The organism is Kineosporia sp. A_224 (genome assembly GCF_002198655.1).
Classification (GTDB): domain Bacteria; phylum Actinomycetota; class Actinomycetes; order Actinomycetales; family Kineosporiaceae; genus R-H-3.
On the sequence record NZ_MWLN01000104.1, the window covers coordinates 1 to 24,641 of the forward strand.

Here is a 24,641-nt window from a genome sequence, read left to right on the forward strand (position 1 = left end):
TGCGGCTCGGGCGGTGCGGGGGGCGCCGGGTGCGGGACCGCCGGGGGAGCCCACTGCCCGGGCGGCGTGCTGCCGTCCTGCGGAGGTGCGACCGGAGCCCCCTGCGGGGCGCCCTGCGGTGCCGGGTAGCCCGGCTGCTGCGAGTACCCCTGCTGCGGGTACCCCTGGTCGGGACCCGGCTGCTGGGGGTAGCCCTGCTGGTCGTACCCCTGCTGCGGCTGCTGCGGGTACCCCTGCTGGTCGTACCCGGGCTGCTGCTGCGGGTACCCCTGCTGCGGGTAGCCCTGCTGGCCGTAGCCCTGCTGCGGGTAGCCGCCGGGCTGCTGCGGTGCCCCCGGGTAGCCGGGCTGCTGGGGGTAGCCCTGCTGCGGGTAGCCGCCGGGCTGCTGCGGGTAGCCCTGCTGGTAGCCCTGCTGCTCCGGCGCGGGGTAGCCGCCGGCACCGGCGAACTGGTACTGCGGGGCCGCGGCCGGGGCCGCCGCCTTCTTCCGCCCGCGGCGGCGCAGGAGGAGCAGGAGCAGCACGATCCCGAGGACGACGGCCAGCACGACGCCCGCGAGGAGCACCCAGATCCAGACCGGCTTCGGGGTCTCGTCCTTGCCCTGGTCGATCGCCGTCTGGCTGTCGGCGATGTACTGGTCGACGTAGGGGTGGCCGCCGTAGAGGTTCTTGACCCGCTGGAACAGCGGCATGGCGTTCTTGTAGTGCTTGTCGTAGAACTCGGTGAGCGCCTCGTCGTACGTCGCCGTCGACTGGCTCTCCTTGGCCGTGATGTTCTTCTGCTGGAGCGCCTCCCGGACGACAGAGACGGGGATGACGAACTCCTGGTTCTCCAGCGCCACGCCCTTGTTGTCGACCGCCGAGGCGACGAGCACACCGACGACGTGGCCCTGGTCGTCGAGCACCGGGCCGCCGGAGTTGCCCGGGCTCGCCGGGGCCTGGGTCTGGAAGACCGGCATCCCGGACTCGGCGCTCTTGATCGCCGTCAGCGGGCCGGTCGTCACCGTCGGCTGGACCTCGGAGTCCTTCGACAGCCCGCTGAGGAACGTCGAGGCCGCCGGGTAGCCCGCCACGTAGAGCGACTCGCCCTGCTGCACGTCGGTGTTCTGCCCGAGCGGCAGCGTCGGGAAGTTCGACTCGCCCTCGAGCTTGAGGATGGCGACGTCCTTGCCCGGGTACGGCTTGCCGACGCTGACGACCTCGGCGGGCTTGCCCTTGCGGCCCTTGCCGAAGCCGGCGACGGCGACGCCGATCTCCGCGGAGACGCTCTTGGTGATCTTGCCGACCTTGAGGTACTTCGCGTTGAAGACCGCGACGGCCTTCGTGAGCTGCCGGATCTCGCTGGCCGTGAACTTCACCTGGTTGGTCTGGTTGCTCACCGCGAGGTCCTGCGCGGCGCGGGTGTTGAACTCGTCGAGGCCGGTCGCGGCGAACTCCGCGCGCAGCTCGGCCGCGTCGGGGGAGACGACGTGGGCGGCGGTCACGACGTAGCCGTCGGGCGTGACGACCCAGCCGGTGCCGACGCCGGTCAGCTTGCCGTCCGCGCGGCTCAGCGCCTTCGTCGGCTTGAGGTAGGTCAGCGGCTCCTTCTCGATCTCGTCGACCATCGCCTGGAGAAGGGCCTTCTCCGTGTAGTCGACGGTGCCGGTGAGGATCTGCCGCGTCAGCCGGTCGAGAAGCCGGTTGAAGGCCTTCTGGTCGAGCACCGGCTCCGGCACCGTCAGCTGGGCCTCGAAGTCGACCTGGATGAGCTGGACGCCCGGGTAGACCCGCGCGTTGAGCTCGGTGGGCGTCGGCTTCGCCTCGTCGGCGGCACGCGCCGGTGCCACGGCGAGCGTCGCCGTGACGGTGCTGACGGCCAGCGCTGCGACCGTCGCCCTGAGTAGCCGCCGTGCAGCGCCAGGGCGCCGTCCGACGTGCGACACGTGTCCCGTTCCGGACACGCGCCCTTCCTGGCCCGCAGACATCAGTCCTCCCCGAAGGATCATGTGAGTTCCGGAGCCTAGCGAGGTCCGGCGACAGGTTGTCCATGCTTGCGTGACGTGACGTCGGACGTCGCATTGCGCCCGATGGCTCCGGGCTGGTCATGGTCTGGCCCTGCGAAGTCGTCGGATGACGTTACGACCAGGTATCTCTTCGGCGGAGTCCTTGTGCCGGGGGCGGCCGGGCCGCGACGCTACGACAGCGCTGTCGCCCCCATCGCGCCAAGCCTCCTGGAGCACCCCATGCGCCTGTCCCGTCAGTCAGCAGCCCTCGCCGGATCGGTGGCCGCCGTCGCGCTCCTCGCGGCCTGCAGCGGCGGGTCGTCGACCCCCACCGCTTCCGGCAGCGGAACCGGTACCGGCACCGCAGCCGCGGACGCCGGGACGGTCCGGCCGTTCGACCCCGCGCACAAGGGCGGCACCTTCCTCGCCCTGGCCAAGGCCGCCGGCGGCACCCTCGACCCGCAGGTGAACTACACCCTGCAGTACTGGCAGCTGTACCAGGCCACGTACGACGGTCTCGTCGCCTTCACGAAGGCGGACGGCGAGGCGTCGTTCACCGTCGTGCCGGACCTCGCCGAGTCGATCCCGGCGCCGACGAACGGCGGCAAGACGTACGTCTTCACGCTCCGCAAGGGGATCAAGTTCTCCGACGGCAAGGACGTGACCGTCGACGACGTCGTCGCCTCCTTCCAGCGGATCTACAAGGTGAGCAGCCCGACGGCCGGTTCCTTCTACAGCGGCATCGTCGGGGCCGACGCGTGCATCAAGACACCGAAGACCTGCACGCTCGAGGGTGGCGTCGTCGGGGACGCCGCGGCCGGCACGGTGACGATCAACCTCAAGGCCCCCGACGCCGAGATCCTCTACAAGCTCGCCGTCCCGCACGCGTCGGTGCTGCCGAAGGACGCCCCCGCGCAGGACGCCGGCACCAAGCCGATCGCCGGCACCGGCGCCTACATGTTCGAGTCGTACGACCCGAACAAGGCGCTCGTCCTCAAGCGGAACCCGAACTTCACCGAGTGGAACCGCGCCGCGCAGCCGGAGGGCTACCCGGACCAGATCACCATGCAGTTCGGCCAGACCGTCGAGGCCGCCGTGACCGCCGTCCAGAACGGGCAGGCGGACTGGGTCTTCGACGACATCCCGGCGGACCGGCTCGGCGAGATCGGCACCACCTACGCGGACCAGGCTCACGTCAACGCCCTGACCGCCTACTGGTACCTGCCGATGAACGTCAACATCCCGCCGTTCGACAACCTCAAGGCGCGCCAGGCCGTCAACTACGCGGTCGACCGCGCGGCGATCGTCAAGCTCTTCGGCGGCTCGAACCTCGCCGCACCGGTCTGCACGATCCTGCCGCCGGGCTTCCCCGGGCACGTCGACGACTGCCAGTACTCCAAGCCGGCCGGCGCCACGTGGACCGCGCCCGACCTGGAGAAGGCCAAGCAGCTCGTGCAGGAGTCCGGGACGGCGGGCCAGGAGGTCCAGGTCATCGTCCAGGACGACGAGGTGAACAAGGCGATCGGCGAGAACGTCGCGAGCACGCTGACCCAGATCGGCTACAAGGCGACTGCCAAGCCGATCTCGGGCAACATCCAGTTCACCTACATCCAGAACACGAAGAACAAGGTCCAGATCAGCCTGTCGCAGTGGTACCAGGACTACCCGGCGGCCTCGGACTTCCTCAACGTGCTCCTCGGGTGCGCGTCGTTCGTGCCGGAGTCGGACTCCTCGATCAACATCGCGGGCTACTGCAACAAGGACGTCCAGGCGAAGATGGACGAGGCGCTCGCCCTCGGCGTCACCGACCAGAAGGCGGCCGACGCGATCTGGGCGCAGGTCGACAAGACCGTCATGACCGACTCGCCGCAGGCCCCGCTCATCACTCCGAAGAAGATCGACTTCCTCGGCAAGCGGGTCGGCAACTACCAGTTCAGCAAGCAGTTCTACATGCTGGTCAGCCAGCTGTGGGTCCAGTGACCGACGGCCCCACGCACGCACCCGTTGCCCGGCCGGAGGCGCCCTCGGCGTCCCCGGCCGGGCAACCGGCGTCCGGGCCCGCCCCGGCCACGGGGCCCTGGCGGACGGCGCTGCGGCACCTGCGGCGCGACCGCGTCGCCATGGGCTCGGCCGTCGTCCTGCTGCTCGTCGTCGCCGCCTGCCTGCTCGCGCCGGTCTACGAGAAGAGCATCGCGGGCACGGACGCCTTCACCAGCAACGTCAACGGGACGACGCTCGTCGACGGCCAGGAGGTGCCCGTCATGCAGGCCGAGGCCGGCGGCCTCGGCCTCGGCGTCACCCCGATCGGGCCGACCGGCGACCCGGCGCACTACCTGCTCGGCGCGGACCCGCAGGGCCGCGACGTCGCCGCCCGGCTGCTCTACGGCGGCCGCAACTCGCTGTTCATCGGCGCCGTCTCGGCGCTGCTGTGCTGCGCGCTCGCCGTGCTCGTCGGGGTGTCCGCGGGCTACTTCGGCGGGGTCGTCGACGGGGTGCTCTCGCGCGTGCTCGACGTGCTGTGGGCGTTCCCGGTGTACCTGCTCGCGATCTGCCTCTCGGTCGTCCTGCTGACGAGCGGCCTGACGCTCGGGCCGGTGACGATCGACGCGGGCAGCCTCGCGCTGCCGGTCTTCATCATCGGGCTGATCTACGTCCCGTACGTCGCGCGCCCGCTGCGCGGCCAGGTGATGTCGTTGCGCGAGAAGGAGTTCATCCAGTCCTCGGTCGGCGCGGGCGCGTCGGACCTGCGGATCCTGCTGCGCGAGGTGCTGCCGAACGTCGTCCCGACCGTCATCGTCTTCCTGCCGCTCATGACGAGCATCAACATGCTCACGGAGTCGGCGCTGTCGTTCCTGTCCATCGGCGTCCAGCCGCCCGACGCCTCCTGGGGCACGATCATCAACGACGGTCTCGGGCTGCTCTACACGCGCCCGGCCGTCGCCATCGCCCCGGGCGCGGCGATCGCGGTCACCGCGGTCGCGCTCAACCTGCTCGGCGACGGCGTCCGGGACGCGCTCGATCCGAAGGCCAAGCTGCGGGGGGCCGTCTAGATGGGCCGGTTCGCGCTGCGCCGCCTGGCGTCGATGGTCTTCGTGCTGTTCTCGATCAGCGTGCTGGTCTTCCTCATCTTCTTCGCGACGCCGGGCGCGGACCCGGCCGCCCGGATCGCCGGCCGCAACGCGAGCCAGGAGACGCTCGCCCAGGTGCGGGCGTCCTTCGGGCTCGACCGGCCGATCTGGGTGCAGTACGTCCTCATGATGAAGCGGCTGTTCGTCGACCGGGACCTCACCTCCTTCGTCAACCGTGGCGCGGAGGTGCTGCCGCAGGTGACGCAGGCGATCCCGGTGACGCTGTCCCTCGTCATCGGCTCCGCGGTGATCTGGATGACCGTCGGGATCCTCATGGGCGCGCTGTCGGCGCGCTACCGGGGCACCTGGGTCGACCCGGTCATCATGCTGCTCGGCGTCATCGGGGTCTCGCTGCCGGTGTACTGGGTCGGCGAGGTGGTCAACCTCGTGACCCAGAACCGGTTGCACGAGAGCGTGTTCAGCTGGGTCCCGCCGCTGGGGTACGCGCCGCTCTCGGACGGCGTGGGGCAGTGGGCGCTGCACCTGCTCTTCCCGTGGCTGACCCTCGCCGTGCTCTACGCCGGCATCTACGCCCGGGTGCTCCGCGGCGAGATGGTCACCGCGCTCGGCGAGGACTTCGTCCGGACGGCGCGCGCCAAGGGGGTCAGCGAGCGGCGGATCCTCGTCCGGCACGCGCTGCGCACGAGCCTCATCCCGATCGTCAGCCTCTTCGGGCTCGACTTCGGCGCCCTCGTCGGCGGCTCGGCGCTGCTCACCGAGGTCGTCTTCGGCCTGCAGGGGGTCGGCAAGCTCACGTACAACGCCCTGCAGAACTTCGACCTCCCGGTCATCCTGGCCACCGTCATCTACGCCGCGTTCTTCGTCGTCCTCGCCAACGCGATCGTCGACCTCCTCTACGCGTGGCTCGACCCGAGGGTGCGTCATGCCTGAGCCGCTGCTCGAGGTCCGCGACCTGCGCGTGCGGTTCCGCACCCGGCAGGGGCTCGTCACCGCCGTCGACGGTGTCTCGTTCTCCGTCGAACCGGGCCAGGTGCTCGGCATCGTCGGGGAGTCCGGGTCGGGCAAGTCCGTGACGTGCCTGGCGGTGATGCGGCTGCTCACCGACCCGAACGTGACGATCGAGGGTGAGGTCGCCTTCCGCGGCCGCGACCTGCTGGGGCTGCCGGACGGCGAGATGCGCGCCGTCCGCGGCCGGGAGATCGCGATGATCTTCCAGGACCCGATGACCGCCCTCACGCCCGTCTACACCGCGGGCTGGCACATCGCCGAGGCGATCCAGGCCCACGAGAAGGTGTCGAAGAAGGCGGCGCGGGCCCGGGCTGTCGACCTGCTCCGCGAGGTCGGCATCCCCAACCCGCAGGCGCGGGTCGACGCCTACCCGCACCAGTTCTCCGGCGGCATGCGGCAGCGCGTCGTCATCGCGATGGCGCTGGCGTGCAACCCCGCCCTGCTCATCGCCGACGAGCCGACGACGGCGCTCGACGTGACGATCCAGGCGCAGATCCTCCAGCTCATGGAGCGGCTGCGCCGGGAGCACGGGTCGTCCGTCGTGCTCATCACGCACGACATGGGAGTCGTCTCGCAGGTGTCCGACCGGGTGCTCGTCCTCTACGGCGGCCGGGTCGCCGAGGTCGGCGCCCGCTCCGACGTCTTCGGCCGGCCGCAGCACCCCTACACGTGGGGGCTGCTCGGCTCGATCCCGCGGACGGACCGGCCCCGGACCAGGCGCCTCGCGGCGATCCCGGGGGCACCCATCTCGCCGCTGGCGGCGCCGTCCGGTTGCCGGTTCTCGCCACGCTGCCGGTTCGCGCACGGCGCGTGCGACGAGCAGCCGCCGCTCGTGCCCCGGGCCGGGTCCGACCACGCCGACGCGTGCTGGCTCGACCCGGAGGGTCGCGCCGACCTGCGGTCCTCCGCCGACACCGCCGCCGAGGAGGCCCGCTCGTGAGCGACGTGCTGCTCTCGGCGAAGGACGTCGTCAAGCACTTCCCGGTGCGGACGGGGATCGGTGCCGCGCGCCAGGTCGTCACGGCGGTGGACGGCGTCACGCTCGACGTCCGCACGGGCGAGACGCTCGGGCTGGTCGGGGAGTCCGGCTGCGGCAAGTCCACGCTCGGCCGCTGCCTCGTCCGGCTCACCGACCTCACGTCGGGCAGCGTCGAGTTCGACGGCACCGACATCACGCACCTGTCCCGGCGCCGGCTGCGGCCGTACCGCAAGGGCCTGCAGATGGTCTTCCAGGACCCGTACGCCTCGCTCAACCCGCGCCGGCGCGCCGCCGCGATCGTCGAGGAGCCGATGCGGATCCACCGGACCGGTGACGACGCGACGATCCGGCGCCGGGCCCGCGAGCTGCTCGAGGTCGTCGGCTTCGACAGCGCCCTCTTCGAGCGCTACCCGCACGAGTTCTCCGGCGGCCAGCGGCAGCGGATCGGGATCGCCCGGGCGCTCGCGCTCGACCCCAGGATCATCGTGGCCGACGAGCCGGTCTCGGCGCTCGACGTGTCGATCCAGGCGCAGGTGCTCAACCTCCTCGAGGACCTCCAGGAGGAGTTCGGCCTCACCTACGTCTTCATCGCGCACGACCTGGGCGTCGTCCGGCACGTCTCCGACCGGATCGGCGTCATGTACCTCGGCGAGCTCGTCGAGCTCGGCGAGGCCGAGGCGGTCTTCGCGGCACCGCTGCACCCGTACACGCAGGCGCTGCTGTCCGCCGTCCCGGAGATCGACGACGGCTCCGGCCGGGCGCAGCGGGAGCGGATCGTGCTCTCCGGCGACGTCCCGAGCCCGATCGACAAGCCGCCGGGCTGCCCGTTCGCGCCCCGCTGCACCTTCGCGACCGACGTCTGCCGCACCGAGCGCCCGCCCCTCGTCGAGCTGGCGCCCGGCCGCAACGTCGCCTGCCACCACCCGCTGACAGCGTGACCGTCCTCTGGCGGGTCTGACACCCTAGAACGCGGGTTTGGGGTGCGTAGGGCGCCAGAGGACGGTCAGGCGGCGCCGGTTCGGTGGAGCGACTGCCGCCAGGCGTGGTGCAGGCGGGCGTAGGGGCCGGTGCCGGTCGCGAGCTCGTGCGGCGGGCCGTCCTCGACGACGCGGCCGTCGGACAGCACGAGCACCCGGTCGGCGATCTCCACGGTGGAGAGCCGGTGGGCGATGATGAGCGCCGTCCGGTCGGCGAGGATCGTGCGCAGCGCCGACTGGACGAGCCGCTCGTGCGGGATGTCGAGAGAGGACGTCGCCTCGTCGAGCACGAGCACCGCCGGGTCGGCGAGGAACGCCCGGGCGAACGACACGAGCTGGCGCTGACCCGCGGACAGGCGCCCGCCGCGCTTGCGGACGTCGGTGTCGTAGCCCTCGGGCAGAGCGGCGATGAACTCGTGGGCGCCGATCCGGCGGGCCGCCTCCTCGATGTCGCGACGGCTCGCGCCGGGCCGGCCGAACGCGATGTTGTCGGCGACGGAGCCGGAGAACAGGAAGCTCTCCTGGGTCACCGTGACGACGGCCCGGTGCAGGTCGTGCTCCTCGACCTCGCGCAGGTCGACGTCGTCGAGGAGCACCCGGCCCTCGACCGGGTCGTAGAACCGGCCGAGCAGCCGGGCGATCGTCGTCTTGCCGGCGCCGGTCGCCCCGACGAGCGCGACGGTCTGCCCCGCCGGCACGTGCAGGTCGAGCCCGGGCAGCACGACCTTCTCCTTGTAGCCGAAGCTCACGGCGTCGAACCGGACGGCGCCGCGCGGCGCCGGCAGCGCGCGCGGCCGCTCGGCGTCCGGCACCGACGGGGCCTCCTCGAGGACGCCGCTCAGCTTCTCGAGCGCCGCCGTCGCCGACTGGAGCGCGTTGAAGAACTGGGCGAGGTCCTGGAGCGGGTCGAAGAACCGGCGCAGGTAGAGCAGGAACGCCGTGAGGACGCCGACCCCGAGCTCGCCGTCCAGCACCCGGGTGCCGCCGTAGAAGAGGATCAGCGCGATCGTCACGTTGGAGATGAGCTTCATGCCGGGGCCGTAGACCGCCATGAGCGAGAACGACTTCTGGCTCGCCGCCCGGTACCGCTCGTTGAGGGCCGCGAAGATCTGCTCGTTGCGCGGCTCGCGGCGGAACGCCTGGACGGCGCGGATGCCGGTGAGGGTCTCGACGATCTGGACGATGACCATCGCGACCGCCTCCCGCGTCGTGCGGTACGCCGTCGCCGACTCCCGCCGGAACCACAGGGTGAGCGCGAAGAGCGGTACGAACGACGCGAGCCCGACGAGCGCGAGCGGCACGTCGAGCAGCAGCATCGTCACGCCGATGCCGACGATCGACAGCAGCGCCCGGACCACGGCGTCCACGCCGCCGTCGAGGAACTCGGAGATCGCGTCGACGTCGGAGGTCTGCCGGGAGATGACCCGACCCGAGGTGTAGTCCTCGTGGAAGGCCATCGACAGCCGCTGGAAGTGCTCGAACACGCGCGTGCGCAGGTCGAGGACGACGTCCTGCCCGATCCGCCCGGTGAGCAGCATGAAGCTTCGTTGCGTGACCACCTGCAGGAGGGTCGCGACGGCGAACGCGACGCCGACGGCGGCCAGGGTGCCGCCGCCCTCGCCGCGCAGCAGGGGCGGGATGCCGCGGTCGATGCCGGCCCCGATGAGGGCCGGGCCGGCGAGCGAGGCGAGGTTCTGGACGACGACGAGCCCGAGGACGACCCAGAGCGTGCGCCGGTGCGGGGCGAGCAGGCTGCCGAGCAGCCGCCGGCTGCGGCCGCGGAGCAGGCCGGCGACCGTCGAGGAGACGTTCTCGGTGTGCTCGGCCGCGACGCCGCGCCAGTCGGTGCCGTTCTGGTTCGGCTGCGGGCCGGACGGCGTGCTCGTCGGCGCGCTCATCGCCGCACCTCCTCGCGCCGGGACTGCCCGGGGACGGCGACCGTCGCCGGGTCGCCCATGACCTCGGCGTAGGCCGGGTTCGTCGCCATGAGGTCGGCGTGCGTCCCGACCGCCTCGACGGTGCCGTCGCGCAGGAACGCGACCCGGTCGGCGAGGGCGACCGTCGAGGGCCGGTGGACGACGACGACCGCGGTCGTGGCGGCGAGCACCCGGCGCAGCGCCTCCTCGACGAGCGCCTCGGTCTCGACGTCGAGCGCCGAGAGCGGGTCGTCGAGCACGAGGACGCGCGGGCGGCCGAGCACGGCGCGGGCCAGTGCGAGCCGCTGCCGCTGCCCGCCGGACAGCGACATCCCCTGCTCGCCGACCCGGGTGTCGAGCCCCCACGGCAGGTTGTGGGCGAAGCGCGCCTGGGCGAGGTCGAGGGCGGCCTCGACGTCGGCGTCGGTGGCGTCCGGGCGGCCGAGGGTGACGTTCTCCCGGACGCTCGCGGAGAACAGGATCGGCTCCTCGAAGGCGGTCGCGACGACGGTGCGCAGGTCGGGCAGGGCGATGTCGCGGACGTCGTGCCCGTCGATCGTCACCCGGCCGCGGGTGGCGTCCGCGAGCCGGGGCAGGAGCATCGCGAGCGTCGTCTTGCCCGAGCCGCTCGTGCCGACGAGGGCGAGGGTCTCACCGGGTTCGAGGTCGAGGTCGATGTCGTGCAGGACGTCGCGGTCGGACCCGGGGAACCGGTAGCCGACGCCCTCGAAGCGCACCCGCCCGACCGGCGGGCCGCCGTCCGGCCCGGTGAGCGGGACCGGCACCGCCGGGCTCGCGATCTCGGGCTCGGTGTCGAGCACCTCGAAGACGCGCTGTGCCGCCGTCCCGGCCTCCTGGGCGGAGGCGAGGATGAAGCCGAGGGCCTCGACCGGCCAGACGAGCTGCAGGGCCAAGGTGATGAAGGCGACGAGGTCTCCGAGGGTGATCCGGCCGCTCCCGACGGCCAGTGCCCCGAGCACGAGGACGACGCCGAGGGTCGCGTTCGGGATGACGTCGAGCACCGAGGCGAACCCGGCGCGGATCCGGACCTTCTCCAGCTGGGTGCCGCGGACCTCGGTGCTGTCGGCCGTGTACTGATCGACGACGTGCCGGCGGCGCCCGAACGCCTTGACGACACGGATCCCCTGGGCGGCCTCCTCGACCCGCGAGGCGAGGTCACCGGTCTGGTCCTGGACCCGGCGGGACACCCCGGAGAACTGGCGGTGGAACCGCGCGCAGAGGAACCCGATCGGCACGAGCGACGCGGTGACGACGAGCCCGAGGAACAGGTCGATCCGCACGAGCAGCGTGCAGATCGCGGCGAAGGTCGCGACGTTCGCGACGAGGAAGATCAGCCCGAAGCCGAAGAACCGGCGGACGGCGGAGAGGTCGCTCGTGAGCCGGGACAGCAGCTGGCCGGAGAGCCACCGGTCGTGGAACGACGGCGGCAGCGACTGCAGGTGGGTGTAGAGCACGTCCCGGATGTCGCGCTCCATGCCGAGCGTCGACGTCCCCTGGATCCAGCGGCGGGTGAAGTTCAGCGACGCCTCGACGACCCCGAGGACGAGCGCGAGCGCGGCCAGCGGCAGCAGCGCGGAGCGGTCGCCGTGGGTCACGGGCCCGTCGACGATGCGACGGATGACGAGCGGGATGGAGATCGCGGCCGCGACGGCGAGCAGGGCGGTCGCGAGCATGACGAGCATCTGACCGGCGTAAGGGCGGGCATACAGGCGCATACGCCACAGCGAGGCGAGGGGCCCGGCTGCGGCTGGAGATGAAGGAGGCATCATTCGACCGTAACCCGAGGCACCGACAGTTCAAACCGGAAATTTGTCCTGCGCGTACGAATGACTGCGTCCGCCGGCACGGTCCGCCGGGCCGGGAGCACCGCGACGCAAGCTTTGCTCTGCCATCACCGGCGAGCCAGGCCACCGTGCGCGTGAGCGTGTGCCCGAGCGTGATGCTGATCGGTCGCGGTGGCGACCACCGCCGCACAAGCTCGGGATCACGCTCACGCACACGCCGAGGTGGCCACCGATCCCGCGGTCACTCCCGCGCGAGCAGCGCCTGGGCCGCGGTGTAGGTGCCCATCACCCAGGCGTCCTGGGCGGGCAGCCGGACGCCCCCGAACCGGTCGAGCGCGATGAGCCCGTCGGACGCCATGAAGAGCGCGCCGCCGGTGGCGGTGAGCGGGTCGCCGGTGTCGGCGGCGGCCAGCGCCATCGACGTCACGGCCGCGCTGTAGGCGACGAGCGGGAGCCGGTCCTTGCCGGCGCGGGCCCACAGGTAGGCGTTGAGCCCGGCCGCGGCGAGCACGTACGGGACGGCGACCGCCGGGCGCCGCGCGAGCAGCCCGCCGCCGCGCCCGTGCAGGGCCCGGACCCAGGCGACCTGACCGGCGAGGAACGCACCGAGGCCCGCGGTGAACGCGGCGTCCGACGAGCCGAGCAGGGCGACGTCACCGGCGCCGGACAGGGCCAGCGCCCGTCGGGTGGGCGCGCTGCGGCCGACCATGAGCGCGGGCATGAGCAGCGGCTTGGTGACCTTGCGGGCGCGGGCCGCGACCGGTGCGGCGGACGCCGACAGCGCGACGTCCGCCACCGCGAGCGCGGCGTACGCGAGGCGGGCAGCGCGGACGAGCCCGGCGCGGCGCCCGCCGCCGGCGGCCCCGCTCACGGCCGGTCGTGCTCGGCGAGGAAGCGGCTCACGACCTCCTTGAACTTCGCGGGCTCCTCGACGTGCGGCATGTGGCTGGAGTACGCGAAGAGCTCCCAGCGCGAGCCGGGGATGCGGTCGTGGATCTCGCCGACGATCCGCGGGGTGGCCTCGTCGTGGGCTCCCGAGACGAGCAGCGTCGGAGCGTCGACCTCGGTGAGCCGTTCGGTGATGTCCCACGTCTTGAGGGTGCCGATGCAGTGGAACTCGCTCGGGCCGTTCATCGTGAAGTAGACCGTCGGGTCGTCGCCGATCTGGGCGAAGGAGTCCTTGACGCACTGCGGCTGCGGCACCCGGCAGACGTGCTTGTCGTAGAAGACGTTCATCGCCTCCTCGTACTCGGCGGTGTCCGTCGTGCCGGCGTCCTCGTGCTTCTTGAGCGTCTCGTCGACGCCCGGCGGCAGGGCCGCGCGGAGGATGTTCGCCTCCTCGACCCACAGCCGCATGGACGACGGCGAGTCGGCGACGACGAGCGCCCGCAGCCCGGCGGGGTGGTCGAGGGCGTGCTCCATGCCGAGCATGCCGCCCCACGACTGCCCGATGACCATGTAGCGGTCGGCGATGCCGAAGTGTGCCGTGATCGCGTCGATCTCGTCCTTGAAGAGCTGCGGGGTCCAGAACTCGACCGGTGCGTCGGGCAGGTGCTGGGACTTCCCGCAGCCGACCTGGTCGTAGAGCACGCACGCGCGGCCGGTCTGCGCCACGAGGTCGGCGATCGGCTCGACGTAGTTCGATGCCGCGCCCGGGCCGCCGTGGAGGATGACGAGCGGGGTCAGCGCGGCGGCCGGGTCGAGGTCGCCGTACACGCGGTACCAGGTCTCGACGCTCTGGTCGCCGGTCGTCCAGGTGAGGCGGCCCTCGGTGGTGGTCGTCATCGTGGCGTCGATCTCCTGTCGGGAGGCGTTGCGGGGCAGGGGCTTTCGGCAGCAGGTCAGCGCGGGCGGAACGGCAGCGGGCAGGCGCCGACCCGGGGCACCTTGACCTTGGCGATGACGGTGCCGGGGCACGGGTGCACGGCCTGCGCGATGCCGGCGTCGCAGGCGACGGACAGGAACACGAAGGCGTCCTCGACGCTGAAGCCCCACTCGTCGACGAGCAGCTTCCCGGCCTCCTGGCAGGCCGCGTCGACGGCGGCGGTGAGGTCCTCGACGGCGGTGCCGTGGGTGACCCAGTGCGTCGGGGTCACCGTGACCGGCCAGTGCGTCTGCACGCCGCGGAGCACGTCGACGCGCACGAGCACCGTGCCGTCGATCTCGACGCCGGTCCCGCTCACCTCGCCGTCGCCCATCGCGGCGTGCATGTCGCCGATCGCGAGCATGGCGCCCGGCTGCCGGACGGGCAGGAGCACGCTCGACCCGGCGGCGTTGAGGTTGTCGTCGAGGTTGCCGCCGTGCGGGCCGGCGTCGAGGGTCGGGGCGACCTCGCCGCCGGTCGCGACCCCGACGACACCGACCATGGGCCGGGCCGGGAACGTCACGTGGTCGTTGAGCCGCACCGTGCCGCCCTCGACCGTGAGGATCCGGGTGGCCGGCTTCTCGAGGAGGTGCCCGAGCTGGCCGCGGCCCGGCATGAGCGTCGCTGCGCCCTGCGGGCCGGTCGTGATCTCGAGCAGGTCCACCACGAGGGTGTCGCCGGGCAGCGCCCCGCGGACCGCGACCGGCCCGGTCGCGGCGTTGATCAGCGCGTCGTCGAGGGTGTCGGGGGTGTCGGCCTCGGTGCGGACCTGTCCGAAGTAGCAGTCGTTGAGGTCGAGCCGGACGACGGCACCGGGGTCGACCTCCAGCACCGGCCGCATCTGCGGCCCGAAGGCGAAGACGTGCTGCTCGCGCCCGACCCGGGCGACGGTCTCGTTCGTCACGGCGCTCATCCTGACGCACGGGTCAGCGGCCGGGAAGTGCCCGGCGCCGGCCGCCCGGGTGAGTCGGGTCGCACGACGACCGCGCCGGCCGGCCGAAGATGCTCGGCCGACCGGCGCGGTCGTCGTGGCGCGGTCGTCGTGGTGCTGTCGTGGCGGTGCTGGTCGGGCGGGGTCAGCCGGCGGTCGCCGTCAGCCCGTAGCCCGACAGGGACGTCGTCTTCACGACACCGGCCGAGGTCACGGTCGTGCCGGGGTCGGCCATGACGTTGCCGCCGCCGTCGGCGAGGCCCTTGGTCGGGTCGAGGACGCCGTCCGAGTGCCAGCCGACGTTGTCCTTGGCGACGTTCCCGCTGCCGGACAGGTTGTACGTCGTGATGTTCGGCTTGCCCTTGCCGGAGGTGTCGAAGACGTTCCGGTAGATCGAGACGCTGCTCGCGCCGTACGACAGCTGCAGGTTCGACGGCCCGGTGTTGTCGTAGAACGTGTTGTACCGGACGACGACGTTGCCGATCGGGGCGCTGCTGCCGGACGGCGGACCGATCTTCAGCCCGCGGCCGTTGCTGCTGCGCGCCAGAAGGTTCCGCTCGATGATCCCGCCGCCCATGCTGCCGTTGACGTAGATCAGGTGGTCCTGGTTCGTGCCGTTGCTCTTGTACGTGTCGTGGATGTAGTTGTGGTCGACCATCCACTTGCTCGGGGTGCCCGCGACGAGCAGGCCGGCGTAGGAGCGCGCGCCCCAGATCTCGGCGTTCGTGATCCGCCAGCCGACGCCGCTCGTCATCTTCACCATGTGCTGGCTGCTCGTGTTCTTCGAGCTCCAGGTGACGTTGATGCCGTCGAGCGTCCAGTAGTCGGCGGCCTTGAGCCAGAGCAGGCCCTCGACGACGGGCCGCTCACCGGCGGCGGCGACGACCGTGATCGGCTCGGACGCGGTGCCCTTGACCGGGGTGACCTTCACCTGCTCGGCGTAGGTGCCGCCCTTGACGACGAGCCGGTCGCCGGGACGCAGCTTCTTGAACGAGGCCCCGAGGGTGCGCCACGGCGCACCCGCCGAACCGTTGGCGGAGTCGCTGCCGCCCGGGGACACGACGTACGTGGTCGCGGCACTGGCGGGGTGGAGGTCGGCGGCGATCAGCCCGCCCGAGATCGTTGCGCCGACAGCCATGACGACTGCCGTGCGGCGGAGCCTGCCTGCAGGCCGGACACGATGACGCGGACGCACGAAGATCACCTCGAATAACGCGAAGGGAGCACGCTGGCCGGTGTTTCGACGGCCGGTCCGGCGTCTTGAGGAGTCCTGCCGCGAACCGTTCGCAGATGACCCCTTCGGGCTACCGGAGCGCTGCGCCGGGCTCCTGCGTGCGGCCGATCGGGGGTTCCCCGAACGGCGGCTTGCGCTCTGCGCCCGGAGGGTCCGGGGGGCGCTCGTGCTCATGATCGTGCTTGTGTCGCAGGCGTTCTGGGCGGTACCGGCGCTGTCGGCGGTGGGGCCGGCAGCGGTCGTGGCGGACAGATGGCGAGCTTCCCCGTGCATCTCGCTCCGAGCGTCTGGCACCCGGCCGGTCGCCGGGTACGTCGGTGGGCGAGACCTTGATCCCGCCTCCTGGGCGGGCCCGAACCTAGGGGGGTCCATTAGCGGATGGGAACCCCTGAACGGGGGTGAACGGCAGAATTAACAAGGGCTTTATGGCCGCCTGCTGCACCATTTCTGTCGGCTTGACGTCCTCTTAAGGCACTTGTCCCACTGTGCGGACACCTCGGGAACGCCGGACGCCGGCCCGAAGCAGGTGCCTCGGACCGGCGTCCGGTGGTGCGGGGTGCTGCGTGCGACGAGGTCCCGCGGCGGGTCAGGCCCAGCGCAGCGACAGGGTGTGGCCGATGCTCACGGCCGCCCCGGTGGACGTCGTCGCCGTGAACGGGCCGACGCTCCCGGTCGTCGCGATCTGCTTGTCCGCCGTCTCGGCCGTGAGTGTCGTCCCCGTCGCGACGGTGGCCTCGGTCCGCTCGGTGAGGCCGGCCATCGGCGTGATCGCCCCGGTGCGGGCGGTCCCGAAGACCGTGAGGACCCGGTCACCGGCGGCCGACGCGACCGCGGGAGCGGTGCTCGTCGCGGACGACGCGTTCGCCTTGCCGGCGAAGGCGCGCACGGGGGCCGTCGTGCTGAGCCCCTTGTAGGCGACGAGCTGGACGGTGCCCGCCCGTGAGGCGGAGAACGTCCACCGGTAGCTCGCGGGCTCCGAGGCGCCCGCCTTCTTCCAGTAGACCGCCTGCCGCAGCGCCGTCCCGTTGTCGGTCTGGACGACGCGGGTCCACCCCGAGGGCGCGGTGAGCGTCGGCAGGGTCCGGACCGTGACGGCGACGACCATGATGTCGTTCGCCACGACGGTCGTCGGGCGGGTGACCGTGATGCCGGTCGCCCCGGCGGTGGCCGCCTTGGCGGCACCGTGGACGACGACCGACCCGCCGACCTTGGGCGTGGTGACGTAGCCCCCCTGGCGCAGGGACGACACGTTGCCCGCCGCGTCGACCGACCGGACGCCGTACCGGTACGTCGTCCCGCCGACCGCGGTGGTGTCGGTGTAGGTCAGGGTCGTCGTGGTGCCGATGGGGTCGCCGTCCCGGTAGACGTCGTACCAGACGACCTTGACGTCGTCCGTGCCCGCCGGCCACGTCGACAGCACCGAGGTGGCCGACATGACGGTCGAGGTCACCGAGGCGGGGTTCGTCGGCGGCTGCTGGTCGCCGGCCGCCGCCAGCGACAGCTCGGCGTGGTAGTAGCGGTGCGCGGTGTCGTCCGCGGCGATCGCGACGAGCCCGCTCGGGGTGGCCACCGGGTCCTTGGTCGTGCTGATGTTGTTGAGCTTGGCCCCCGAGGCCTTCATGAAGACCGCGCCCCGGCCGCCGCCGAACGTCAGCGAGGCCAGCGGCGAGGTCTTGTAATAGATGACCCCGCCCGTCGCCGGCGACGTCATGAGCAGGTAGAGCAGCGAGTGCTCGGAGTCGATGACGACCTGCGGCCGGGTCGCACCGTCGGCGACGGTCGCCCCGGTCGCGGTCTGCCACGTGCCGTTGCTCTCCCGCTTGAGCACGACGACGAGCGGGTCGGTCGCAACCTTCGAGACGACGTCGTTGCTCGTCTTCAGGGCGACGAAGACCCGGCCGAGGGAGTCGTTCGTCACGGCCTTGAGGCTGATGTGGTCGTCGGCGACGCCGATCCCGGACAGCGGGGTCTCGGTCGTCCAGGTGCCGGCTGCCGCGCCGTCGGTGTGGACGGCGAAGCGGAACGCGGAGCTCTGCTGGTCGGACCACATGATCCCGACGTGGCCGTTGAACGCGACGATGCCGGAGACGTCGTCGGTGGCGACCGTGGTGTCGGTCGACGGCACGAAGTCCGGCGTCGACCACGCGGCGTCCGAGGACGTCGTGTAGGCGTAGAGCACCCTCGAGCTCTTCGTCCAGGTCGCCCAGATCTTCCCGGCGGAGTCGCGGGCGATCGAGAGGGACTCGGTGCCGCCGCCGGCGATCGTCACCGGGTAGCCGGAGTCCTTGGCGTACGTCCGGCTGCCGGCGCTGTACGTGAAGCGGCTGAAGAGCAGGTCGCCGGTCGCGGTCCGGCTCGCGGCGTAGAGGGTCGTGCCGATCGTCTCGACGTCCGCGGTGCTGTTCGCGCGGGTGTCGACGGCGATCCCGGTGTCGCGCCAGGTGTGGTCAGTGAGCAGCTCGTGGATCGTCGGCGTGCCGGTCGAGGTGTCGGCCATGACGGCCCACCACGCACTGTCGGCCCGCCAGACCTTGCTCTGCTGCTTGTCCGCGGACGGCGCCACGACGGTCGCGGGGAACGTCGGGCCGGCGTAGGTGGTCGGCAGGCCGGCGGCCGCGGCGGGCGCCGCCGCCCAGCCGGCGCCGCCGGTCGCGATCGCGACGGCGGTGACCGTCCCGAGGATCGTGCGTGTGACGGGATGCATGAACTGCCTTCGGTCGTGGCACCCGGGCCCCGGGCGCACCTCGTTACCGAAGGTAGATGTTGCTTCTACGGATTGTTACCAACATGGGTCAAGACCGTCCGATCTACGGATGCCCGGCGTTCCCGCCGGGGCATCCGCAGTGCGGTCGGTGCGCCCGTTCAGGCGGCCGCGAGGACGACGGTCTGGCCGACGTTGGCCGCGGAGCCGGTGGGCGTCGTCGCGGTGAACGGGCCGACGGTGCCGGTCGCCGTCACCGCGCGGTCGGCCGCCGAGCCGGAGACCTTCGTCGACCCGGTCGAGCTCGTCACGTCGCTGCGCTCGACGAGGCCCGCCTGCGGGGTGAACGCCGACGACCGGCCGGTCCCGAAGAGCGCGACGACGAGGTCGCCGTTGTTCGCGGTGACGGCCGGTGCCGTGACCGTGCCGCTGCTCGCGTTCGCCTGGCCGGCGAACACCCGCACCGGTGCTGTCGTGCTCACCCCGGAGTACGCGTCGAGCTGGACGACGGCGACCTGCGTCTTCGACAGCGTCCACGTCCACGACGCCGGCTCGGAGGCGCCGGCGACGTGGCTGTAGACCGCCTGCACCATGGTCGTCGAGTTCGGGGTGCTCCCCACGAGCGTCCAGCCCGCCGGTGCCGTGATCTTCGGGGCGCCGCGCGACGAGACCGTCGCGAGCACGACGTCGCCGGCCGCGAGCCCGGCGGGCTTGGCGACGGTCAGGGCCGTCGCCGCCGCCGTGGAGAACGTCGAGGCCGAGCGGAAGGTCACGCTGCCCGGCGGGTTCGGGTCGGACGGCGTCGTGACGGCCGCGGCCGACGTCGTCGGCGAGACGTTGCCCGCCGCGTCGCGGGCCCGGACGCCGTACGTGTAGGTCGTCGACGCCGCGGCCGTGGTGTCGGTGAACGCCAGCGTCGTCGAGGTGCCGATCTGGGTGCCGTTGCGCAGGATCTCGTAGCCGGAGACGCCCACGGCGTCGCTCGAGGCGGTCCACGACACGTCGACGGTCGTCGGCGCCGAGGCGCTCGCCGCGACGCTGCCGGGCGCCGTCGGCGGCGTCGTGTCGCCGCCCCCGCCGCCGTCCGCCAGCGACATCTCGGTGTGGTAGTACCGCTTGTTCGTGTCGTCGGAGGCGATGGCGACGAGCCCGGTCGCGCTCGTCACGGGGTCGCGCGTCGTGCTGACGTTGTTGAGCTTGGCGCCCGAGGCCTGCATGAAGACGCTGCCCCGGCCCGAGGCGAACGACAGCGACGACAGCGGCGAGGACTTGTAGTAGATCGTGCCGCCCGCCTCGGGGGCGGTCATGAGCAGGTAGAGCACGCTGTGCTCGGAGTCGAGGACGATCTGCGGCCGGGTCGCGCCGGTCGCCTTGGTCGCGCCGGTCGTCGACGTCCAGGTGCCGCTGCTGGTCCGCTTGAGCACGAGGATGATCGCGTCCCCGCTCGCCGTCTTCGAGGTCTTCACCGCGGCGAAGACCCGGCCCTGGACGTCGTTCACGAGCGACTTGAGGTTGATGTGGTCGTCGGCGAGGAGAGCGCCGGACAGCGGCGTCTCCACGCTCCACGCGGTGTCGGGGTCGCCGTCGTCGTGGACGGCGAACCGGACGGCGACGCTCTGCTGGTCGGACCACATGATCCCGACCGAGTTGTTGAACGACACGATGCCGGAGATGTCGTCGGAGGACAGCGTCGTGTCCGGGACCGGGACGGTCGTGCCCGCCGTCCATGCGGTGTCCGACGTCGTCGTGTGCGCCATGTAGACCCGGGAGCCGCGGGTCCACGTCGCCCAGACGGTGCCGACGGTGTCCCGGGCGATGGTGAGGGACTCCGAGCCGCCGGTCGCGATCGTCACCGGGAAGCCGCTGTCGCGGGCGTAGGTCCGCGAGACCGGCACGTACGTGAAGCGGGAGAAGAGCAGGTCCGAGCCGGAGGACCGGCTCGCGACGTAGAGCTGGCTGCCGACCGACTCGGTGTCGGCCGTGCTCGCCGCGCGGGTGTCGATCGCGACGCCGGTGTCCCGCCACGTGTGGTCGCTGCGCAGCTCGTGGATCGTCGGGACGCCGGCGGACGCCGAGATGAGCACGGACCACCAGGCGTTGTCGTTGCGCCAGACCTTGCTCTGCGGCTTGTCGGCCGTCGGTGCGGTGACCGTCGACGGGTAGGTGTGGTCCGCGTACGTGACGGGGGTGCCCGCGGCCGCGGCCGGGAGGGCGGCCCAGCCGGCGCCGCCGACGGTGAGCGCGACGGCCGTCGCGGCGACGGCCGCCGCCCGGCGCATCCGCGGCAGTCGCAGGAGCGCGCGCCTGGCGTCCGTGCCGGCGGTCCTCTGGTCGTTCGTCACGGCTGGCCCCGTCCCGCGCCCGCCCCCGGACGCTCAGGGGGACGAGCGTAGGGACAGGTCGGGACGCACGGGACAGGTTCCCGCGAACCCTTCCTCCGAACGCCTGACCCGTGCCTCGCCCGAACAGCGGAGGGACGGCCGGGAGCGACGATCGGTCAGGTCACTGGATGACGACCTGGGGGGCGGTCCGGCGCGGCGACACGTTGCCGGCCTCGTCGCGGGCCTCGACCGCGAGCTGGTACGTGCCCGGTGTGAGGGTCGGCGTCGTCCAGGTCCAGTCCACGGTCTGCCGGTTGGCCGTCGTGACGTCGATCGTCTCGACGACGACGCCGTTCATGTAGACGTCGTACGCGACGATGCCGCGGTCGTCGGTGGCCGCCTTCCAGGTCGTCCTGATCGCGCCCGCGGGCGTCGCCGCAGAGGTGATCTGCGACGGCAGGATCGGCGGCCGGGTGTCGTCCGCGGTGACCGGGAGCTCGCCGTGGAAGTACCGGTGCCCGGTCGTGTCGACCGCGATGACCACCGCGTCGACGGCCGAGGTCGTCGAGCCCTTGGCCGTGCTCACGTCGTTGATGGCGGCACCGGCCGGCCCTGTGATCAGGGGTGCCCCGCGGCCGGTGGCGAACGACAGGGGGGCGAACGGCGAGGACTTGTAGTAGATCGAGCCGCCGGTGGTCGGTGCCGCCTCGAAGAGGTAGACCCGCGAGCTCTCCCGGTCGAGGAGGAGCTGCGGCCGGGTCAGCCGGTCACCGACGAGGCCGACGACGGTCTTCTCCCACGTGCCGTCGGGGTCGCGCCGCAGCACGTACATCCCCGGCGCGTCGTCACCTGCGCCGGCGACGAGGTCCTGCGAGGTCTTCACGGCGGCGAACACCCGGCCGTCGCCGGCGACGGCCTTGAGGTTGATGTGGTCGTCGACCATGCCGTTCCCGGAGAGCGGGGTCTCGACCTTCCACGTTCCGGGGGCCGCGCCGTCGGTGTGGACGGCGAACCGGAACACCCAGTTGCCCTGGTCGGACCAGGCGATACCGACCTTGCCCTTGAACGCGACGATGGCCGACACGTCGTCCGCGCCGACGGTGTTGTCCGGCACCCGGAGCAGGGCCTTGGACCACGTGGTGTCGTCCGTGCCGTCGGACCGCGCGAACCAGACCCGGGCACCCTGGGTGTACGTCGCCCAGATCGTGCCGGTCGAGTCCTTCGCGAGGGACGCGGACTCGGTACCGCCGGTGGCGACCGTCACGGGGAAGCCCTCGGCCCGGGCGTACGTACGCTTGCCCGGCGTGTACGTGAAGCGCGCGTAGGTGATGGCGCCGGTCTCGGTGCGGCTCACGACGTACAGCGCGTTCTTCTCGAAGAGGACGTCGGCCGTCGAGTCGGCGCGGGCGTCGACGACGGTGCCGGTGTCGCGCCAGGTGTGGTCGGTGCGCAGCTCGTGGACCGTCGGCACCTTCTTCTTCACCGAGACCATCACCGCCCACCAGGTGTCGCTCGCCCGCCACAGCTTGCTCTGCGGCTTGTCGCCGCTCGGGGCGGGGAGCGCCGCTGGGTAGCGCTGGCCGGGGTACGACGCCGGCTCGGCGGTCTCGGGCACGAGGGGCGTCACGGACGGCGCCGGGTCACCGCCCGTCGCCGTCGCCGTGGCCGCGGGGTAGACGCGTCGCTCCTGGAGCGCCCGCAGCGACGGGAGCCCGACGTACGCGGCGGCGGCCCCGGCGCCGACGACGAGCACTGCGACGGCCACGAGCGCGACGCGGCGGCCGCGCGGGGCCGACGAGGTGCGCCGGTCCCGCGAGCGTGAGGCGCTGCGTCGGCCCCGGGGGGCGCTGTGAGAGGGCATGAGCAGGAGGGTCCTTGGTCGTCCGCCGGGACCGGGCCGATCCACCGTCCGTTGTGGATCAAGGACGATGGTGCCAGTCCGCACCGTCCTGCGCCCGTCGAGCAGGTCGGGCCCGGGGCCAGCACGAGGGATCCGTGCTCGCCCCGGGCCCGGGCCCGAGGTGCTGCCGGTCCCGCGACGGGGGACCGGCTCAGTCGGCGACGATCAGCTGAGGACGACCTGGGACGCCGTCCGCTTGATCGCGCTGTTGCCCGCCGCGTCCTTGGCCACGACGGCGAACCGGTAGGTGCCCGCGGGCAGCACGCCCGAGGTGTAGGTCCACGTCCGGTTGTTCTCGTTCGCCGCGGTGACGGCGATCGTCGCGACCTTGACGTTGTTCTGGAAGACCTCGTAGCTGGCGATGCCGCGGTCGTCCGTGGCCAGCGGCCAGGTCGTCGTGATCGTGCCGCCGCCGGCGTCGGCCGAGTTGATCTGCGTCTGCGAGATCGGGGCCTGGGTGTCGGCCGCGGCGACCGGGAGCTCGCCGTGGTAGTAGCGCTTGCCGGTCGTGTCGACCGCGATCGCGAGCGCGTCGACGGCCGACGTCGTCGAGCCCTTGGCCGTGCTCACGTCGTTGATCGTCGCGCCGAGCGGCGGCGTGATGAAGGGTGCGCCACGACCGCGGGCGAACTTGAGGCCGAGGAACGGCGAGGACTTGTAGTAGATCGTGCCGCCGGTCGCCGGGCCGCTCTCGAAGAGGTAGACCCGCGAGCTCTCCCGGTCGAGCATGAGCTGCGGCCGGGTCGCCTTGTCGCCGACCGCGGCACCGATGGCCTTGACCCAGGTGCCGTCCGCGTTGCGGCGGAGCACGTAGACGAGCGGCGCCGTGTCGCCGGCGCCCGCGGCGTCCTGCGAGGTCTTGACGGCGGCGAACACCCGGGTGTCGCCGCCGACCGCCTTGAGGTTGACGTGGTCGTCGACCATGCCCGCGCCCGAGAGCGGGGTCTCGACCGACCACGTGCCGGCCGCGGCACCGTCGGTGTGGATCGCGAACCGGAACGCGTTGCTCTGCTGGTCGGACCAGCCGATGCCGACCTTGCCCTTGAACGCGACGATGGCCGACACGTCGTCCGGCGCCACGGTGTTGTCCGCGACCGGCAGCAGGGTCTTGGCGGACCACACGAGGTCGTTGGTGCCCGAGGACTTCGCGTAGTAGACCCGGCTGCCCTGGGTGAAGGTGACCCAGATCGTGCCGGTGGAGTCCTTGGCCAGCGACGCGGACTCGGTGCCGCCGGTCGCGACGGTCTTCGGGAAGCCGGTGACCTTGGTGTACGTGCGGGTCGCGGAGGTGTACGCGAAGCGGGTGTACGTGATGTTGCCCGTCGCGGTGCGGCTCACGACGTTGAGCGCGTTGCTCGCGTACCAGACGTCGGCCGTCGAGTCGGCGCGCGTGTCGATGACGACACCGGTGTCGCGCCACGTGTGGTTGGTGCGCAGCTCGTGGATCGTCGGCACGCCCTTGGCGGTCGAGATCATGACGGCCCACCAGGCGTTGTCGCCCCGCCAGACCTTGCTCTGCTGCTTGTCCGCGCTCGGCGCGGCGAGCGTCGAGGGGTACGTCTGGTTCGCGAACGTCACCGGCACGGCGGCACCGGCCGGCAGCGCCACGTAGGTGGCGGCACCTCCGGCCAGGGTGAGGGCGGTGGCGGCCGCGAACGCGGCGCGGCGACCCCGCAGGGCGCCGAAGGAGGGGAGCTGCATGAGTCTGTCGGTCCTTACCTCAGCACGCGACAGGGCTGCCCCCGCCGCTCTTCGGGGGCGACGGTATTGCCCAGGTGTCGCGCTCCGTGGCGGTTTTGACGAGCCCTTAGGCTTCGCGCGCCGAGCGGTGAGCCTCGTCCCGGGACCAAAGCCCCGAAAACGGACCACCTGTCCTCGCGTCGGGGTGGCGTGGCTCACCTCTGCGTGACCCCGCTCACCGATAGGTTCGC

Annotated in this window: 16 protein-coding genes; 5 read left to right on the forward strand and 11 right to left on the reverse strand. The window is 72.1% G+C overall.

All coding sequences use genetic code 11. The annotated features are described in order from the left end of the window. The coding region (locus EDJALFJO_RS08345; protein ID WP_233149753.1) for a S1C family serine protease at positions 1–1,829 on the reverse strand (1,829 nt) is incomplete at its 3' end. A gap of 396 nt (positions 1,830–2,225) precedes the next feature. On the opposite strand from EDJALFJO_RS08345, the gene EDJALFJO_RS08350 reads away from it, so the two are divergent. The 5 genes from EDJALFJO_RS08350 (at position 2,226) to EDJALFJO_RS08370 (ending at position 7,999) form a co-directional block, all read left to right on the forward strand. Further along, positions 2,226–3,965, forward strand: coding sequence for an ABC transporter substrate-binding protein (locus tag EDJALFJO_RS08350; RefSeq protein WP_088284096.1), 1,740 nt, complete (start codon positions 2,226–2,228; stop codon positions 3,963–3,965). Between the two features lie 110 nt (positions 3,966–4,075). Beyond that, positions 4,076–5,035 carry an ABC transporter permease gene (locus EDJALFJO_RS08355; protein ID WP_369812503.1) on the forward strand — a complete coding sequence of 320 codons (960 nt, stop codon included), beginning with the start codon at positions 4,076–4,078 and terminating at the stop codon, positions 5,033–5,035. Continuing rightward, positions 5,036–6,004: an ABC transporter permease gene (locus EDJALFJO_RS08360; protein ID WP_088284098.1), complete on the forward strand. Its 969-nt coding sequence runs from the start codon at positions 5,036–5,038 to the stop codon at positions 6,002–6,004. Next, a complete protein-coding gene (locus EDJALFJO_RS08365) occupies positions 5,997–7,022 on the forward strand; it encodes an ABC transporter ATP-binding protein (protein WP_088284100.1) in 1,026 nt (341 codons plus the stop codon). Before EDJALFJO_RS08360 ends, EDJALFJO_RS08365 begins: the two co-directional genes overlap by 8 nt. A gap of 5 nt (positions 7,023–7,027) precedes the next feature. Next, on the forward strand, positions 7,028–7,999 hold the full coding sequence (locus EDJALFJO_RS08370; protein WP_088284157.1) for a dipeptide ABC transporter ATP-binding protein: 972 nt from the start codon (positions 7,028–7,030) through the stop codon (positions 7,997–7,999). 65 nt (positions 8,000–8,064) lie between these two features. On the opposite strand, the gene EDJALFJO_RS08375 is transcribed toward EDJALFJO_RS08370, so the two are convergent. The 10 genes from EDJALFJO_RS08375 to EDJALFJO_RS08420 form a co-directional block, all read right to left on the reverse strand. Then, complete coding sequence (locus tag EDJALFJO_RS08375) at positions 8,065–9,936, reverse strand: ABC transporter ATP-binding protein (RefSeq protein ID WP_088284102.1); 1,872 nt, start codon at positions 9,934–9,936, stop codon at positions 8,065–8,067. After that, positions 9,933–11,744, reverse strand: coding sequence for an ABC transporter ATP-binding protein (locus EDJALFJO_RS08380; RefSeq protein ID WP_369812502.1), 1,812 nt, complete (start codon positions 11,742–11,744; stop codon positions 9,933–9,935). Before EDJALFJO_RS08380 ends, EDJALFJO_RS08375 begins: the two co-directional genes overlap by 4 nt. 256 nt (positions 11,745–12,000) lie before the next feature. Then, entirely contained in the window at positions 12,001–12,630 is a 630-nt protein-coding gene (locus EDJALFJO_RS08385; RefSeq protein WP_088284104.1) for a lysoplasmalogenase, read from the reverse strand. Further along, a complete protein-coding gene (locus EDJALFJO_RS08390) occupies positions 12,627–13,544 on the reverse strand; it encodes a proline iminopeptidase-family hydrolase (RefSeq protein WP_088284106.1) in 918 nt (305 codons plus the stop codon). Before EDJALFJO_RS08390 ends, EDJALFJO_RS08385 begins: the two co-directional genes overlap by 4 nt. Before the next feature lie 56 nt (positions 13,545–13,600). After that, the gene (locus EDJALFJO_RS08395; protein ID WP_088284108.1) at positions 13,601–14,527 is read right to left on the reverse strand and encodes an acetamidase/formamidase family protein; all 927 of its coding nucleotides are present in this window, start codon (positions 14,525–14,527) and stop codon (positions 13,601–13,603) included. A 172-nt stretch (positions 14,528–14,699) separates the two neighbouring features. Then, entirely contained in the window at positions 14,700–15,692 is a 993-nt protein-coding gene (locus EDJALFJO_RS08400; RefSeq protein WP_088284110.1) for a DUF1565 domain-containing protein, read from the reverse strand. Between the two features lie 682 nt (positions 15,693–16,374). Beyond that, positions 16,375–18,492, reverse strand: a complete 2,118-nt coding sequence (locus EDJALFJO_RS08405) for a hypothetical protein (protein ID WP_088284112.1) — start codon at positions 18,490–18,492, stop codon at positions 16,375–16,377. A 158-nt stretch (positions 18,493–18,650) separates the two neighbouring features. Then, positions 18,651–20,831 carry a hypothetical protein gene (locus EDJALFJO_RS08410; RefSeq protein WP_088284114.1) on the reverse strand — a complete coding sequence of 727 codons (2,181 nt, stop codon included), beginning with the start codon at positions 20,829–20,831 and terminating at the stop codon, positions 18,651–18,653. 160 nt (positions 20,832–20,991) lie between these two features. Continuing rightward, entirely contained in the window at positions 20,992–22,575 is a 1,584-nt protein-coding gene (locus EDJALFJO_RS08415; protein ID WP_088284116.1) for a hypothetical protein, read from the reverse strand. Between the two features lie 300 nt (positions 22,576–22,875). Beyond that, a complete protein-coding gene (locus tag EDJALFJO_RS08420; protein ID WP_088284118.1) occupies positions 22,876–24,411 on the reverse strand; it encodes a hypothetical protein in 1,536 nt (511 codons plus the stop codon). Positions 24,412–24,641: the final 230 nt, after the last annotated feature.

Bases quoted from the DNA above. Each gene is read 5' to 3' on its own strand.
- EDJALFJO_RS08350 (WP_088284096.1), top strand. From the start codon at position 2,226: ATGCGCCTGTCCCGTCAGTCAGCAGCCCTCGCCGGATCGGTGGCCGCC.
- EDJALFJO_RS08360 (WP_088284098.1), top strand. From the start codon at position 5,036: ATGGGCCGGTTCGCGCTGCGCCGCCTGGCGTCGATGGTCTTCGTGCTG.
- EDJALFJO_RS08365 (WP_088284100.1), top strand. From the start codon at position 5,997: ATGCCTGAGCCGCTGCTCGAGGTCCGCGACCTGCGCGTGCGGTTCCGC.
- EDJALFJO_RS08375 (WP_088284102.1), bottom strand. From the start codon at position 9,936: ATGAGCGCGCCGACGAGCACGCCGTCCGGCCCGCAGCCGAACCAGAAC.
- EDJALFJO_RS08380 (WP_369812502.1), bottom strand. From the start codon at position 11,744: ATGATGCCTCCTTCATCTCCAGCCGCAGCCGGGCCCCTCGCCTCGCTG.
- EDJALFJO_RS08390 (WP_088284106.1), bottom strand. From the start codon at position 13,544: ATGACGACCACCACCGAGGGCCGCCTCACCTGGACGACCGGCGACCAG.
- EDJALFJO_RS08400 (WP_088284110.1), bottom strand. From the start codon at position 15,692: ATGGCTGTCGGCGCAACGATCTCGGGCGGGCTGATCGCCGCCGACCTC.
- EDJALFJO_RS08405 (WP_088284112.1), bottom strand. From the start codon at position 18,492: ATGCATCCCGTCACACGCACGATCCTCGGGACGGTCACCGCCGTCGCG.
- EDJALFJO_RS08420 (WP_088284118.1), bottom strand. From the start codon at position 24,411: ATGCAGCTCCCCTCCTTCGGCGCCCTGCGGGGTCGCCGCGCCGCGTTC.